Origin of the sequence: Collinsella sp. AM29-10AC (genome assembly GCF_003469085.1) — a bacterium.
Lineage (GTDB): Bacteria > Actinomycetota > Coriobacteriia > Coriobacteriales > Coriobacteriaceae > Collinsella.
In genome coordinates this window covers 40943-57134 of sequence record NZ_QSKB01000010.1, presented here as the reverse complement: position 1 = coordinate 57134, position 16192 = coordinate 40943, and the positions used below count along the sequence as shown (strand labels likewise).

Sequence of the window (16192 nt, the reverse complement as noted above, 5' to 3'; positions counted from 1 at the left end):
GCGGGGCCGCTGGCGATGTTGCCAGCGGCCCCGCTTCGTTTCGTTCCATTATGTTGGCTAGTCTTCGAGCAAGTCCTCGATAAAGCCGACGCGGTAGTTCTTGAAGATGACCTCGCCACCGTCTTGCGTGGCGTCCAGATCGACATCGCCCATGATGCCAAAGTCGTGGTCGCCGTCCTCGTCGGCAAAAATCTGGTGCACGTGCCACACGTGGAGCGCCTTCTCGTCGGACTCGTCGATCGAGAACATAGCAGAGGAGCGCGCGTCGCCGTCGGTGAGAATCTCCTCGTGCTGCTCGTGGTAAGCGTCGAGTGCTTTTTGCCAGCGGATCTCGCTCATGCCCCAGTCGTCGTCGAGTTCGCCCAGGTCGCGCACATGCTCGCGGGCGGCAAGAGTCACGCGGCGGAAGAGCGCGTTGCGCACCAACAGCGTGCAGCCGCGACGGTCCGCCACGACCTCGTCGATGCCCTGCGGCGGCGCGGCGTCGAGGGCTGCCGGGTTGCCAGCGTTTTCCCACTCGTCTACCAAGCTCGAGTCGACCGAGCGCACCACAAAGCCCAGCCACGAGATAATGTCGCGCAGGCGCTCGTCGCGCTTCTCGATGGGTACGGTGCGGTCGAGCGAACGGTAAGCCTCTGCCAGGTAGCGCAGCAAAATGCCCTCGGAGCGGGCGATGCCGAGCTTTTGAATGTAGCCCTTAAAATCGCTCGCGCTTTCCAGCATATCGCGCAGGACGCTCTTGGGAGAGAGCTGGTAGTCGTTTGCCCAGGGTACTTCCTGGCAGTACTTGTCAAAAGCGGCGTCGAGCAAATCCTCGAGCGGCTTTTCGTACGTGACGTCTTGAATGCGCTCCAGACGCTCCTCATACTCGATGCCGTCGGCCTTCATCTCGGCCATAGCTCGATCGCGTGCGGCACGCTCCTGCGCACGCAGCACTTGCTTGGGATCTTCGAGCGTCGCCTCGACCATTGAGATTAAATCCATGGTATAGGTCTCACTCTCGGGGTCGAGCAGCTCCAGCGCGGCAAGCAAAAACGGCGAGAGCGGCTGGTCGAGCGCAAAGTCCTCGGGCAGGTCGACCGTCAGCGCGTAGTCGATATCCGGCGCGGCGTCAGTCGGGGCGTCGGGTGCGGGCGGCACCTCGGTGCGCACGACGACGCCGGAATCGATGAGCGTGGCGAAGATTTCGTCGGCGCGAACCTCGAGCTTTTCCTTTTCCTCGGGCGTTTGCAGGCTTGTCTCGATGAGGTCGTGCACGCGGGCGCGAGCGTTGCCGCCCCGCTCGACCACGCTAATCACCATGGAGTGCGTGATGCGCAGGCGCGGCTTGAGCGTTTCGGGCTGCGTCTCGATCAGGCGCTCGAACGTCTGCTTGTTCCAGGTGACAAAGCCCTCGGGGGCCTTCTTCTTTTTAATCTTGCGGAGCTTTTTGGGGTCGTCGCCCGCCTTGGCCATAAGCTTGGCATTCTCGATCTCGTGCTCGGGTGCCTCGGCGATGACCATGCCCTCGGTATCGAAGCCCGAGCGACCGGCGCGACCGGCAATCTGATGGAACTCACGGGCGCGCAGGCGACGCATCTTGTAGCCGTCGAATTTGGTGAGCGCGGTGAGCACCACGGTATGGATGGGCACGTTGATGCCGACGCCGAGCGTATCGGTGCCGCAGATGACGGGCAACAGGCCCTGCTGCGCCAAGCGCTCGACCAGCAGGCGATAGCGCGGCAGCATACCGGCGTGGTGCACGCCGACGCCGCAGCCGAGCAAGCGCTTGAGGATCTTGCCAAAAGCCGTGGAGAAGCTCGTGCCTTTGGCGGCTTCCTTAATAGCCTTGCGCTGCTCCTTGCTGGCAATGCCAAAGTTGGCGAGGGATTGCGCCGTTGCAAGGGCGGCATCCTGGCTAAAGTGTACGATATAGAGCGGGGCCTCGCCGCGGCGCATGGCGAGCTCGACGGTGCCCTCGAGCGAGGTCGTCACATAGTCGTAGCTCAGCGGAACAGGACGCGGGGCATCGACGACCAAGTCGCAGGTAGCGCCGGTGTGTTCCTCGAGCGAAGCGGCGATCGCGGTGACATCGCCGAGCGTGGCGCTCATGAGCATGAATTGCGTGTGAGGCAGGGTGAGCAGCGGCACCTGCCAGGCCCAACCGCGATCGGGGTCGGCAAAGTAGTGGAACTCGTCCATGGCCACGCAGCCTACGTCGGCGCCCTCGCCCTCGCGGAGTGCATCGTTGGCAAGGATTTCGGCCGTGCAGCAGATGACGGGCGCCTTGGTGTTGATATGCGTGTCGCCGGTGATCATGCCGACGTTATCGCGGCCGAGCACCTGTACCAGATCGAAGAACTTCTCGCTGACCAGAGCCTTGATAGGAGCCGTGTAATAGCAACGTTTGCCCTGCGCCATGCCCATAAAGAGCATGCCCAGCGCGACAAGCGACTTGCCCGATCCGGTCGGTGTTCCCAAAATGACGTGATCGCCGGCAGCCAGGTCCATGAGGGCCTCTTCTTGGTGGTCCCACAGCTCAATACCGCGATTGCTCGTCCATTCAAAGAATCGCTCGAAGGCCTGGTCGGGCGTGAGCCATGGCTCGGGCTCGCTGCCGTCTTCGGGTTCCCACCAGGTGGGGGAGAGCGCGCCGAGCGAACCGAACTCTGCCTCGGTTCCCGTGCCGCCCGAGAATGAACTGGCAGCGCCGGCGCCGGAAACGGTGTTGGCAGCGGTATCTGTCGTGGTCTGTACCATGTGTGGTTGCTTTCTCTCGCGTTTGTCCGCCAACTATTATGGCGTAGCAACGATGCAGGGCGCCGGCACGCGAGAAAATGCAGGAAATGGGCGTTCTGCCCAGCCGTTTGGTGCAGTTGCCAGCTAAGTGAGTAGGCTTTTTGCAATATCGCGAGCACATGGCTTTTGCGCAAGCGCTCTACCTGCGGTTTTAGTTTTCGCTATGCGGGTTGTGCTTGGCTATTGCAAAAAAGTCTACTCACTTAGGCTCGAGGGTCGTTCGTTGGCGCCTATTCGCGCTTGTTTGCCGACGCCGCGACCATCAGAAGCCCCTAGGACTCCTGCGGTAAGCGCTTCTTGCCCTTGCGGGCGCGGTTTCTAAAGTTCTCGACGGCTTCTTCCATGCCCAGAGGCACATAGGCGAGCTCATCGAGGTTATCGGGCAGGTAGCAGGCTAGGCTTTGCTCCTGCGCGCGGCCCGCCGCGAGCTGTTCATCGCTGGGCTGCGCGCCGGGTGTGGCGCAAATGCCATAGACGGCGGCGCCCATCTCGCGCGTGCGGCATTCATATTCGGTCTCGGGGTATTCGGGATGGTCGCGGCGCACGTCGTCACTTGTCCAAAGCGTGTCGTAGCCGGCCGCGGCAAACTGCCCCAGGGCGTAGTCGCGCAATGGCTTGCTGTCGGTTCGCAGGGTGACGGTGGCGCCGGCTGCAAGGAGCGGGCGGTAGAGCATCAGATGGTCGACATGGACGAGTCGTTTTTTGGCGTACTTGGCCTTGGGTTGCGGCGTGGGAAAGTTGATGGTGATGGCATCGAGCTCACCTGCGGCAAATAGCTGCGGCAGCGATGCGGCGCCTCGGGGCAGGACGAGTGCGTTGGTCAGTTTCTGCTCGCAGATTTTCTGCGCGGCATAGGCGATGCAGATGGGCTCCTGGTCCATACCGATAAAGAGGGTGTTTGGCTCGCGGACTGCGCGCTCTACAAGGTACGTTCCCTTGCCACAGCCAAGATCCAGGTGAAGGTGCTCGAAGGGCTTGCTGCCAACTGGCGCGCAGGCCTTGCGCCAATCTCCGGCATAGGCCTCGGGGTTCGTCTCAATCGCATCGGCGTAGCGCTCCAGGCGCTCCTCGAGCACAAAGTTCTTAGGCGTGCGAACGTGGACGGCTCCCATGAGGCTCCTTGGTCATAAGTATGGAACGCATAGCTACGCGTTCCGTCAATGGGTTGAAAAGGGCGGGCATAGCTTGCCCAAAAGATGCGATGCGGCTCGGCGGCGAGTCGTCGGTGCCTACAGGCGCTTGAGAATCACATAGCGGTTGAGCTCGCCGCTGCGACCGTCAGCATGGAAGCGCTCAAGCTCGCGCACGGGAACCTCGCCGCTCTTGTAGAACGTGCGGACACCGCGCACCAGGTCGGTGATCTGCTGATCGTCAAAGTGATGGCAATAGCGGTAGGCGTGGCGGTCGTTTTGCCAGCCAATGAGGTGGTCACCGGCTTCAAACTGCGCGGAATCGTAACCCTCAAACGGCGGGGTGAGCTCGGCGCGGGCCTCGGCGCGAACAGCCTTGCGCGCCATGCGCTCGTCGTTCATAAACTCCCAAAAGCTGATGGCGATGATGCCGCCCGGGCGCGTCTGGCGCACCAGGGCGTCGAGCACGCGTACGCGGTACTCGCACGACGGCACATGGTGCATAAAGCCAAAGCAGACCGAGATGTCGGCGAGCGGGGCGTCGAAAAGCACGTCGGGTGTCTCGGCGGGGTTGAGCTTCATAAGGGCGTCGAGTACGTCGAGTTCCTGGAAGTGCAGGTTGGGAATGCGCAGGGCGTGGCCGCGTGCATCGATGGCCAGGTCCTGGCACGAGTCGACACCATAGAACTCGAAGGGGCAGCTGGCGTCTGCCGAGGGGCTCGTGCCGTCCACGCCTTTGGCAGCCAGCGTGCCGCCGGCGGCAAAGTTCTCGAAGCGCATGTTGCCGCAGGCAAGGTCGAAGACGCGGACGGGATGCTCGATCGTGGCGACGTCGAGCTGCTCGAGCGCAATGTCCATGGTGCGCACCCAGCCGGGCCACGGGGCCTGACGCGTATCGGAAAAGGAGGCGGAGTGCTCGCGATAGAACGTGTTGTTGAGCTGGATGAGCGATGAGGCGAAATCGCGGTTCACGGCGCGGAACTCCCTCCGTTGGCGGTGCGGAATAAACAGTACGACCATACTACCGTTAACGCCGCAACGGGGACAACCGGGCTAGGTGCCATTGCTTCGTTTGGACACATTTCCGCAGCTCATATGCACCCGCAACCGCCGGTTGTCAAAAATCTCACTAGAATAGGTGGCATGCTTTTGGCGGTGGCGGATAGATTTTTAACTGTGCAAGGCGCCTTAAGAACAAAAACGGTCCGGCGGCACGGCTGGCATCACATAGGAGGAACCATGAATGTAGAAACTGCGCAGCGGCTCGCCGACCTTCGTCGCAGCAAGGGTTTTAGCCAAGAAGGGCTGGCACGAAAGCTGGGACTGTCGCGCCAGGCGGTCAGCAAATGGGAGCGCGCGGAGAGCTCGCCCGATACCGAGAATCTGATCTCGCTCGCCAAACTCTATGGCGTGAGCCTGGACGAGCTGCTCAATCCGAGCGATGAGATCGAGGACGATATCGAGTTTGAGAACAAGGACCGCGCCCGTCAGCGCGAGGCCGAGGCGGCGGAGCGCGCCCGCACCCATGAGGCGGCGGCACGCGCCACGGAGGCAGCTACGCAGGCAAGTGATGCCGCGGCCAAGGCGGCGCAGGCGGCGAGTTGGAGTGCGCAGGCCGCCAATGCCGCTACGGCGCAGGCGACGAGTGGCGCCGCGGTTGGCTCGACTCCGGTGAAGGGCCCGTTCCAGTCGTTCCCGTATTGGGCCGTGTGCTGGCTGCTGTTCTTTTTGCTGATGTTCCTGTTTGGTGCCGGTCCCTTTGCCGCGCTGATCTTCTTTACGATTCCCATCTATCACTGGGTGGCGCGTGCGCTCGATGGCGATTGGGCGCGCGGGGATATTCAGGTTGGCCCGGCGTCGGTGGCGATCAAGGCCCAGGGGAAGGATACTTCTGCGGAACCTGATGCTGGCGTGGCTACCGCGGCCACCGCTGAGCCATGTGCCAAAGAGGGTGATGAATGATGAAGCTTTCGCATGAATCCAAGGTACGCTTGGGCGTTGGCATCGGAGCGTTCGTGTTTATCATCGGGCTTGTCTTTGGCACTTCGCGGCTATTGGCTCATTCCGATATGGTGCGTACAACCGGTATTCTATCTGGCCATTTGTCTGATTTTGACGATATGTTTGACGACGATGATCTCTTGGATAGCGGTAACTATTCCGCTCGGCCTCAACAGCTTTCGAGCGAAACGTTTGATGCCGACGCGTTCACATCGCTTGACTTGGACGTGACGTCGGGCACGGTCGAGGTTAAATGTGTCTCTGGCGGCCCGGTGCGTGTTATCGAAAGCGGCCGCGTTGCGAAGGGAACGTCTGCTTCTGATGCGGCTACCCGGAACCTTGCTGAGGTCAAGGGATCTACGCTCAAGATCAGTCAGTTCGACTACGATGATAAGCGCGCGATTGACCGCACAATTACCATTGAGCTGCCGCGAGATGTTGCGGATAACCTGGTGGGCATTACGGCGAATGTAGGGTCGGGCGACCTGGCGGTCGCGGACATTGCGTGCCATGATCTGGATATAACGTTGAATTCGGGAGACGTTGAGTTTACGGGCACCGTGACCGACACCCTGAATGCCGAGGTTGGTTCGGGTGACATGACGTTCGAGCTCTACCAGGCGCCCGCGAAGTCGATGGACGTGAGCGTGGGCTCGGGCGACGTGGAGATGACGGTTCCGAGCTCGACGGGCTTTAAGGCGAGCCTCACCGTGGGCAGCGGCGACTTCGAGAGCGATTTCCTTCCGCTTGGCTACGATGGCGAGACCATATTGAATCTTGAATTCGACAACGGCGATAAGTCTGCCACGTATCGTTTTGAGGTCGGTTCGGGCGACATGTCGTTTGATCCAGAGTGACGGGTGGTTATCGAAGACTTATAAACCATAGACGCGCTGTTTGATGGAGGCGCCGGAGCCGTGACGGGCTTCGGGGCCTTTGCCTTTACAATGGGGGCATGGAACAGATTATCTTGAACATACTCGAGGCCCTGCGTTGCGGCGAGACCGTAGACGACAAGGCGCTCGTCAAACTGATACATGCCGAGGCGCGCCGCGAGGGTGCCGACAAACGCGATTTGGCCAAGCGCCGTCTGCTGCCGTTCTACCAGCGGGTTAAACGTGAGGAGCCGGCTCGTTGGGCTGGATGGAATGTCGATGCGGAGCTGGAGCGTCAACTGCTGCAGGTGCTACGCATGAAGCCTCGTCGCACGGCTTCGGGCGTGGCGACCATTACCGTCATCACCAAGCCCTGGCCGTGCTCGGGCGATTGCCTGTTTTGCCCCAACGACCTGCGCATGCCTAAAAGCTATCTGCACGCCGAGCCGGCATGCGCCCGTGCGGAGCAAAACTGCTTCGACCCGTATCTGCAGGTGAGCGCTCGCCTGACCGCGCTTTCGCAGATGGGTCATGCGACCGATAAAATCGAGCTTATTGTGCTTGGCGGTACCTGGAGCGACTATCCGCAAGGGTATCAGACGTGGTTTATGTTGGAGCTCTTCCGTGCGCTCAATGATGATGCGGTGGCGGGCGTGGCGGCAAATCCCATGTTGGCGCGTCCGGGCATCAGTCGTGCCGAGGCGGGGCGCCTGCTCGACGATGCGCCCGCCGATGCCCTGCCGCCGGTGGTGGCGGGGCGTCGCGAGCGCTACCGGGCTGCCGGCATTGCGACAGACGAGGCCGAGCTCGCGAGCGGTGTTGCAGGAGAGCAGGAGCGCGTGGATGTTGCTGTGGGCGGCTACAACCGTGCGGTGCGTCGTCTGTACGGCCCTGGCACGCCGTGGGGCGAGGTTGCCGAGTGGCAGGCGGCAACGATGGAGGAACTTGAGCGTCAGCAGCGCATCAACGAGACGGCGAAGCATCGCGTGGTGGGGCTCGTTATCGAGACACGTCCCGATGCCGTAACGCCGCAGGCCCTCACACTTATCCGCCGCTTGGGCTGCACCAAGATTCAGATGGGTATTCAGAGTCTTGACCAGCATCTACTCGATATCAACGAGCGCCGCATTTCGGTGGCGCAGATCGAGCGGGCGTTTTCGCTCGCGCGCCTGTTTGGCTTTAAGATCCACGCGCACTTTATGCTCAACTTGCTGGGCGCCACGCCTGATGGGGACAAGCGCGACTACGAGCGCTTTATGACCGAGGGCGCCTTTATGCCCGACGAGGTCAAGGTCTACCCGTGCGCGCTCATCGAGGGCTCGCGTCTGGTGGGCTGTTACGAGCGTGGCGAGTGGCGCCCCTATACCGAGGACGAGCTGCTCGATGTGTTGGCCGACGACATCGTGGTGACGCCGGCGTTCTGCCGCATCAGCCGCATGATCCGCGACTTTAGCTCCGACGACATCATGGTGGGCAACAAGAAACCCAACCTGCGTCAGCTCGTCGAGAACCGCCTGGCTGCTCGGGGGGATGGTGCGACGGTGCGCGAGATTCGCTATCGCGAGATCAGCACGGCTGGTGCCGACTTGGATGAGCTATCTCTTGATGAGGAGGTAGCATACGAGACGCCGGTGACGCACGAGCGCTTTTTGCAGTGGGTGACGCCGCAGGGCAAGATCGCGGGCTTTTTGCGGTTGTCGCTGCCCGACCATTCGTTTGTTGCCGCGCATGCAGACGAGTTGCCGACGACGCCGGACGAGGCGATGATTCGCGAGGTACACGTGTATGGCATGGCGGCACGCGTGGGGGATCAGGGCCAGGCGGCGCAGCATCACGGGTTGGGACGTTTGCTCGTAGAGCGTGCGTGCGAGATTGCCCGGGATGCTGGTTATGCACGTATCAACGTGATTAGCGCGATTGGCACACGCGAGTACTATCGCCATCTTGGATTTTATGACCATGGCCTTTATCTGCAAAAGGAGCTCTAGATGAACAAGCCGAGTGTTTCTGCCGGCGTCGTTGCCGGCGTTGCTCTGGGAGCCGCGGCGCTTGGTGCGGCCGCTGTCGCTGTTCGTGCTGCCTGTCTGCAGGTTGCGCGAACCCGCAATGGGTTGGCGCGCGTGAAGCGCATGCACGATGAGGGCGGTGACGAGGTCCGTGTGCTCGTGCAGGGCGGCGTCTACCAAAGCGCGAGCTATGCTGGCGATCGTTGGGCGGAGCCGGTCTTTGCGTACTATCGTGCATTTGACGATGTGTTTGAGGCCGAGGACGCAATGCGTGATGCTTACGGGCATGGTATCGACCGTATGCTCATGCTGGGCGGCGGTGGGTTTGCCTATCCCAAGTTCGCGTTGATGTCGCACGAGAGTTTGCGCATGGACGTTATCGAGTATGACGGAGAGATTACGCGCCTGGCGCGCCGCTGGTTCTACCTGGACGAGCTGGAGCGCGCGGTGGGCGACCGCTTGCGGGTGATTACCGCTGAGGCGCGTTCGTACCTGGGCGTGATGAGCGTGGGCCATCGTCGCTACGACGTGGTCGTGAGCGATTGCTTTGGCGGTGTCGAGCCCGTGCGCGAGCTGGCGACGGTTGAGGCGTTGCGTTTGGTGCGAGGCAGCCTGAACCCCGGGGGCATCTATGTTGCCAATATCGTGAGTGCGAACAGGGGGAGCGACGTGACGTTCCTGCGCGATTGCGTTGCCGCGGCACTCGAGGTATTCGCCCACGCCTGGGTGGTCCCATGCGGCGATGCGGAGTTCGGCGGCGAGGAGAACTACCTGCTCATCGCCAGCGACGGCGACTATGTCTTTGCCGAAGCTGTGCCCTTCGACACCGACTTCCTCGGCACCGTCCTTCACGACAAGTAAGTCTCTCCGTCCCAAAAAGACGGGTCTTAGGCGTGGTCGCTCCAGCTGCGGACACGCTGCTTCATGCCCTCTATGTCGAGCACGCCTTCGGCAAAGCCCTTGCGCACGAGCTCTTCGGGAACAAACTCGTCGTAGCGGTCAAAATAAGGCACCTCGCCGGGATAGACGAGCTCGATGGGATCGAAGTCCTTCTCGGCCTCGGCGGCGAGCACCTCAAAGAACGTCTCCTCGTCGGCCTTCATCTTAAACTGCATAAAGTACGGGCGTGATGGGTCGAGTCCGCGAAGGCCCAACTCCGCGGCACATTTAATCTTGAGCATGCGCTCGAGGGCCAAAAAGGCGTAGCTGCCCAGCCAGGGGAAGAGCACCCAGGTATCGCCGCCCAGGTTAATGAGCGGTTTAGTTCCCGCGCCCGAAATCTCGGCCGTATGACGAGCCTGCGCAAGGCGGGCCCGTGCGTTACCCATAAGGTACGGATACGCGGCGTGTTCGTTGAGCGCCTTGCGCATGCGCTCGAGTACGTGTGTATTGATGTCACCGGGACAGTCGCCAAAGTAGGCCGGCACCCGGCCCTTGACCTGCGTGGCAAAGACGGTATGACGCTTCCAGTCCACTTCCTCGACAATCCAGCAGTGTCCGGCGATGGCGATGCGCTCACCGGGCGGTGGCGGATTGACGATCGTGCCCAACTCGGCCGACTCGCTGCGAACGGTGAACTCCTCGTTTTCCTGGAACACGGCGTAAAACTTAAAGTTGTTAATGATGCGCTCGCCCGCGAGGCCCACAATGAGCCCACCGCCCTCGGTGACCTGGATGTGGTCGATCTTGATGAGGTGGCGCAGCAGTACGCGATAGTCATCGGCCGAGACGCGGTGGAAATAGCTGAGCGTGAGCACGCGCTGGGCAAGTTCGGCAGGCGTGAGTTCGCCGGTGCTGGCGAGGGTCGACATGGTCTGGTGATAGAGCAGGCTGTAGGGGAGTCGATCGAGCTCGGGCGGCTCGACCCACTTTTCCTCGCGATAGAGTTGTACGAGCGCGATGCCCTGGAGGAGCTTCCAAGGTATCGTTTCAGGCATCATCGTGCGCGGCTCGGGCTCTTCCTCGCGCATGACAAACCACATCTCGGGCGGAAGATCGCGGCGTCCCGTGCGCCCCATGCGCTGCAAAAAGGAGCTGACGGTAAACGGTGCATCGATCTGGAACGCGCGCTCCAGGCGACCGATATCAATGCCGAGCTCCAGCGTGGAGGTGGTGACGGTTGTCTGTGCCTGTTCCTCGTCGCGCATGAGCTCTTCTGCCGTCTCGCGTAGCGATGCCGAGAGGTTGCCGTGATGGATAAGGAAGCGGTCGGGCTCGTGCCGGCTCTCGCAGTAGCTACGCAGCATGGAGCATACGGCCTCTGCCTCCTCGCGCGAGTTGGCAAAGACCAAGCACTTTCGGCCGCGCGTGTGCTCAAAGATATATCCCATACCGGGGTCGGCGTTGTCTGGTGCTGTATCGGTGGGGTTGAGTAATGCCTGTTCGGGTGCTTGGGGGATGTCGACTTCGCCCTCGGGGGCCGAGGAAGCTTGGCGGTCCTTGGGAGCGGCCTTGCCCTGTGCCCGCTCACGACGTTGACGGCGCTCCTCTTGTGTGAGCTGTCCGCTGTGACGCATGTCTTGGGCGCCGGCGGGCAGTGCCGCGGATGCCGCCGCATCGATGCGCTCGCACGCAAGCACTTCGGCCTCTTGAGGACCTGTACCCATGAATCCCCGCTGCTGCGCCTGGGGGCCCGAGTTGTAGAAGTGCTCCATGGAGATGCGCCACACGCGGCGCGGTTCTTCAAAGCGGGGGATAACGCAGTCGCGCCCCGTTCCCTGTGAGAGAAAAGCGCCCGTGCGCTCGGGGTCGCCGATGGTAGCCGAAAGGCCAATGCGGCGAGGCTGCACGCCGGCCATGCGCGAGAGTCGCTCGATAAGGCAGAGCGTTTGCCCGCCACGGTCGCCGCGCATGAGCGAGTGGACCTCATCGATGACCACGTAGCGCAGGTCGCAAAACATGCGCGGGATCGCCATGTGCTTATGGATTAAAAGCGCTTCGAGTGACTCGGGTGTAATCTGCAGGATGCCGCTCGGTTTTTTAATGAGCTTAGCCTTGTGCGACTGCGAGACATCGCCATGCCAGTGCCAGACAGGGATATCGGCCTCTTCGCAGAGGTCGTTGAGGCGGACGAACTGATCATTGATGAGCGCTTTGAGGGGGCCGATGTAGAGGGCGCCCACGCTCGCGGGCGGGTTCTCCCAAAACTCGGTCAGGATGGGAAAGAAGGCTGCCTCGGTTTTGCCGGAAGCTGTGGATGCCGTTAGGAGTACATTGTCTTGTGTGTTAAAGATGGCATCTGCCGCCGCAACCTGGATAGAGCGCAGACTCTCCCAATCGTGGGAGTAGATGAAGTCTTGGATAAACGGAGCATATCGGTCAAAGGCGTTCACGGGGCCTCCCCTCAAATACGAACCTCTCAATGCGGTTGGCAATGGTTTGCTGCATTGCTGTCTCAACGTTTGTGCAGATAAAAGCTGCCAAAATAGACCTGTCCCTTTTTGGCAGGTTAGATGGTGAATTCGGCGAAGTTGCGGTCGCCGTCTGCGGTGCCGGTGTCGCCTGTTGCGGCTGCCGGTGCCAGCGCGTCGCCGCCGACGCTTTGCAGCAACTCGGCCACGTTTGCATCGGGGTTCTGGCACAGGATATCGAGCAGCTCGATAAAGTCACGGATGACCTCACGCGGCGTCAGGTGCGTATCGGCTCCCACGCGGCCAAACTCAATCTTGAGAAAGTCTACCAAGTCGTTCTCGGTAAGCGTGGGCGTCCAGCCAAAGTATCCGGCATGGATCTGCATGAGTTTTTCGATCAGCACCAGCAACTCCTCGTAGGTGAGTGGCTGCAGGCGGATGATGGGCGCGAGCATGTCCTTAAGGTCCTCGCGTGCAAAGCGGCCCTGAGCGAGTCGACTTCGCAGGGCCTCGTAGGAGAACACGCCACGGCGGCGGTCTTCGATGGAGGTTGGCGTGCCGCCCATGATCATGCCCAGGTACTGCGCCTTGCCCTGGAGCGTGTCGTTGTACATGGTCAGGATCTTCTCGTAGTTGTATTGGCGCGTGATGGCGTTGGGAATCTTATACAGATTCACGAGCTCGTCGATGAGCACCAGCATGCCCTTGTAGCCGCTGCAGACCAAAAAGCGCGCAATGAGCTTAACGTAGTCGTACCAGTCGTCATCGCTGATGATGGTCGAGGAGCCCAGCTCGGCGCGTGCCTCACTCTTGGTGCGGTACTCGCCGCGAATCCATTTGGTCACGCGGCTCATAGCTTCTTCGTCGCCCTCGGATACGGCCGCGCGGTAGCGGCGGAGCATGCGGGCGAAGTCGAAGCCGTGGACCATTTCCTCGAGTGGGGCCAGTTGGGCATTGACGGCAGACTCGTCGGCATCGGCACACGAGGCGACCCAGCGATCCAGGATAAGGTTGAGCGCACCGCCCTCGGGGCGCGTCTTGGTCGATATGTTGCGGATGAGCTCACGGTAGGTGGCAAGGCCCTGTCCCTGGCCGCCCTGCAGACGGCGCTCAGGGGATAGGTCGGCATCGGCCACGACGAATCCCTCGCCCATGGCGTGCGTGCGGATGGTCTGGAGCAAAAAGCTCTTGCCGGCGCCGTAGCGACCGACTAGGAAACGGAAGCTTGCGCCGCCATCGGCGATGAGGCTCAGGTCGGTGAGCAGAGCACGGATCTCGACCTCGCGCCCCACGGTGATATAGGGAAGGCCGATGCGCGGGACCACGCCGCCCTTGAGCGAGTTGAGAATGACGGCGGCGACGCGCTTGGGCACGCGGGGTGCTGCGGATGCGGTATCACTCATGGTCTAGGTATCCTCTCACGTCTGCTTCGTAGTCCTCGATAATCTGCGGTCCTGCTGAGCCAAATTCAATAACGGTGTCGCCCACCAGGTCAAAGAGCGCTTCGTTGATGCTATCGACGAGCATGTCCTCACTCTTGCCCGACTGTGCCACCGCCAATGTGGCCTGCGCCGTGTTCCGCTCGAGGAGCGCGCGAAGGAAGGCATCTGCGGCGGGCGCGAGTTCGGTTGCGGTGCCAGCGGGTGCAGTCGATACGACCACTGGCGTCGGTGCGAGGAGCGGTGCCACGACGCCAAACTGTTCGGTGGAAATGGTTGGCTCGTCGGCTTCGTTGCGCTCCGTGGGCGCCGCGATCGGCTCGACCATCACGCCGGCCGCGGGTTTGGCTTCCGGCTGCTCGGAGCCCTCCGTATCGACCTCTGTGGGCACATCGTCCTCGCGCTCCTCATCAATTAAAAGTGCCTCACGTGTTTGTGCGGCGGCGCTCCGAATGTGTCCCAGCTGACTCAGGTCGATATCGATCTTGACGGGCTGGTGCGCGGCGTCCCACGAAAGCCATGCCACGATCTCGTCGTCGATGATCTTGGCCAGATATTTGGGGACCTTCTCCTCCTTCAGGGGGTGGGTGGGGTCTAGGGCCAGGCGCAGGCGTTGGTCGCAGGCGCGCATCATCTCGCCAAGCTTGCTGCTCTTTTGCCTGCTGCCGTGAATCCGCATGCATTCCCAAAAACCGTTTTGGCAACGGTAGATATGGATGGGATCCAAGCGGTATTCGCAGTCTTCGTGGCGATTGGGCGCAAAGAACACGGCCGAGGCAAACATGGTATAGGGCATGGCCGTCTCCTCCCCAAACAAGCTCGCCACGATACCGGTCTTTCGGTGCGTGTCATAGTAGCGCGCCATACGGACATACACGGCGCATGCCACGTGGCGCAGGTCGCGATGGTGGCTGCGATCGAGCCGTGAGTTATTGAGGTTATACGTGGAGAGGGCGTTGATGGCGGCCATGAGTCGCTCCTCGCGAGCCTCGTCGGGCGGAAGGGGGAGCGTGGGCTCGGAGTTCTTGCGACGCGCGGGCGCCAGGTCCGACGGTGCTGGTGCAAGGTCTCGAGCCGAGCGCCGCAGCTCGATAAGGGCGTTGTCGAACATGACGGTTTTAGAATCACGAAGCAGCTTGGGGTCGAGTCCGTGGAACACGGCGTAGTCCTGCAGCCACACGCGTGCGAACCGGTCGATGCCGGGTTCAAAGGCGCGATAGGCATCCCAAAAGGCCTTGATTTTGTTAAAACCATCGAGTGGGTCATCTACGCCAATGCCGCAGATCAGCTCATAGAGATACAGAAAGGCAAAGGACGTAGACGTTTCCTCGACGGTTCCGCGGCGCACTTGGGTGCGCCAGGTAAAATAGCCGCGCAGCTGCCGATCGCTCATGGCGTTATAGGTGGGAAAGTACGACTTGAATGTGCCGTTGTAGGGACAGTCGTCCTCAAAGTCGGCCATCAGCAGGCCTTGGCGGTAGAAAAGCTCGGCTTCCGAAAGCCAACGTCCCGCGCCACCCTTGGGGTCTTCTTGCCAACGCGATATCTCACGCATTTTGCGGTACTGGTCGGGAAGGAAGTTCTGCATCTGACGACCGGTTTTGAGAATCGGCTCGTCAGCATAGACTTCGTTTGAGAAGCGAGCAGACTGATGGGTCCGGGCCTCGGCCATAATGCGCTCGATGAGCATCTTGATGTCCTGGTCGGCCACCGTTTCTCCTCTCCTAACGCAGCTTCGGTGACCTCATATCATAGCACAGCATCAAACAGGTGTTCGAGATACCGTTACGTAGATAGATTTAGAACAGGAGGGCGTAGATGACGGCTATGACAACGGAGGGGAGCATATTGGCCGTGCGGAAGGTCTGAGGACGGATGAGGTTGACGCCGACGCAGAAGATGAGTATAGAGCCCACGAGCGATAGACTGTCGAGGGCGGCGGCGGTCATGATGGGGGAGAGCGCGCCGGCAAACAGCGTAATCGTTCCCTGGAATACGGCAACGGGCAGGGCGGAGAAGATGCAGCCGCGGCCGAGCGAAGCCGTCATGGTGCAGACGATGATGCAGTCCAACGCGCCCTTGAGGGCAAGCGTGGACCAGTCGCCGAGCAAGCCGTCTTGGATTGATCCCACGATAGCCATGGCACCGATGCAGACGGTCAGCGATGTCGAGACAAAGGCATTGGTGAACTCGTTGTCTCCCTCGCTGCCGGTTTTGCGCTTGAGCCATTCGCCCAGGTTTTCGATGCCGGCTTCCAGGTTAACGGCCTCGCCGATGAGCGAGCCGAGGGCAAACGAGACGATGAGCATGGTGGTGCCGGTGGTCTCCAGCGCTTTCCCGTCAATGACGAGCATCTTTTGCATGGTGCCGCCCAGTCCGATAAACAAAACGCACAGCCCCGACGCCTTCATGAGCGTGTCTTGGATGCGGGGTGTGATAAAGCGTCCGCCTATAAGGCCCAGCAGTCCGCCCGCAATCAAAAGTGCGACGTTGATGACCGTTCCCAAACCCGGCATGAACCCTCCCATATTGATGCCAACCTGGCAATCGTAGCAGAACGGGCTGCAGGGTGCGTCATGCCTCATCCTATACGTTATATAAGTGGTATTAATG

General features: G+C 61.1%; 11 protein-coding genes. 4 read left to right on the top strand and 7 right to left on the bottom strand.

The features are described from left to right. Positions 1–57 precede the first annotated feature (57 nt). The 3 genes from DW754_RS04695 to DW754_RS04685 form a co-directional block, all read right to left on the bottom strand. The gene (locus DW754_RS04695; protein ID WP_117758781.1) at positions 58–2739 is read right to left on the bottom strand and encodes an RNA helicase; all 2682 of its coding nucleotides are present in this window, start codon (positions 2737–2739) and stop codon (positions 58–60) included. A 311-nt stretch (positions 2740–3050) separates the two neighbouring features. Further along, positions 3051–3890 carry a tRNA (guanosine(46)-N(7))-methyltransferase TrmB gene (locus DW754_RS04690; RefSeq protein WP_117758782.1) on the bottom strand — a complete coding sequence of 280 codons (840 nt, stop codon included), beginning with the start codon at positions 3888–3890 and terminating at the stop codon, positions 3051–3053. A gap of 117 nt (positions 3891–4007) precedes the next feature. Next, the gene (locus tag DW754_RS04685; protein WP_117758783.1) at positions 4008–4880 is read right to left on the bottom strand and encodes a hypothetical protein; all 873 of its coding nucleotides are present in this window, start codon (positions 4878–4880) and stop codon (positions 4008–4010) included. Between the two features lie 267 nt (positions 4881–5147). Between DW754_RS04685 and DW754_RS04680 the strand changes: the two genes are divergently transcribed. The 4 genes from DW754_RS04680 to DW754_RS04665 all read left to right on the top strand — a co-directional run bounded on the left by DW754_RS04680 (position 5148) and on the right by DW754_RS04665 (position 9651). Continuing rightward, positions 5148–5870: a helix-turn-helix domain-containing protein gene (locus tag DW754_RS04680; RefSeq protein WP_117758784.1), complete on the top strand. Its 723-nt coding sequence runs from the start codon at positions 5148–5150 to the stop codon at positions 5868–5870. Beyond that, entirely contained in the window at positions 5867–6766 is a 900-nt protein-coding gene (locus DW754_RS04675; protein ID WP_117758785.1) for a DUF4097 family beta strand repeat-containing protein, read from the top strand. Before DW754_RS04680 ends, DW754_RS04675 begins: the two co-directional genes overlap by 4 nt. Positions 6767–6864: 98 nt before the next feature. After that, positions 6865–8772 carry an elongator complex protein 3 gene (locus DW754_RS04670; RefSeq protein WP_117758786.1) on the top strand — a complete coding sequence of 636 codons (1908 nt, stop codon included), beginning with the start codon at positions 6865–6867 and terminating at the stop codon, positions 8770–8772. Next, positions 8773–9651 carry a spermidine synthase gene (locus tag DW754_RS04665; RefSeq protein WP_117758787.1) on the top strand — a complete coding sequence of 293 codons (879 nt, stop codon included), beginning with the start codon at positions 8773–8775 and terminating at the stop codon, positions 9649–9651. A 26-nt stretch (positions 9652–9677) separates the two neighbouring features. Here DW754_RS04665 and DW754_RS04660 read toward each other — a convergent pair whose 3' ends face one another. The 4 genes from DW754_RS04660 to DW754_RS04645 form a co-directional block, all read right to left on the bottom strand. Then, positions 9678–12122 carry a DEAD/DEAH box helicase gene (locus DW754_RS04660; protein ID WP_117758788.1) on the bottom strand — a complete coding sequence of 815 codons (2445 nt, stop codon included), beginning with the start codon at positions 12120–12122 and terminating at the stop codon, positions 9678–9680. Between the two features lie 116 nt (positions 12123–12238). Beyond that, positions 12239–13543 carry an ATP-binding protein gene (locus DW754_RS04655; protein ID WP_117758789.1) on the bottom strand — a complete coding sequence of 435 codons (1305 nt, stop codon included), beginning with the start codon at positions 13541–13543 and terminating at the stop codon, positions 12239–12241. After that, complete coding sequence (locus DW754_RS04650) at positions 13536–15290, bottom strand: TerB N-terminal domain-containing protein (RefSeq protein WP_233508868.1); 1755 nt, start codon at positions 15288–15290, stop codon at positions 13536–13538. The genes DW754_RS04655 and DW754_RS04650 overlap by 8 nt, the downstream gene beginning before the upstream one ends. Before the next feature lie 88 nt (positions 15291–15378). Further along, on the bottom strand, positions 15379–16095 hold the full coding sequence (locus DW754_RS04645) for a DUF554 domain-containing protein (RefSeq protein WP_199411451.1): 717 nt from the start codon (positions 16093–16095) through the stop codon (positions 15379–15381). Between the last annotated feature and the right edge of the window lie 97 nt (positions 16096–16192).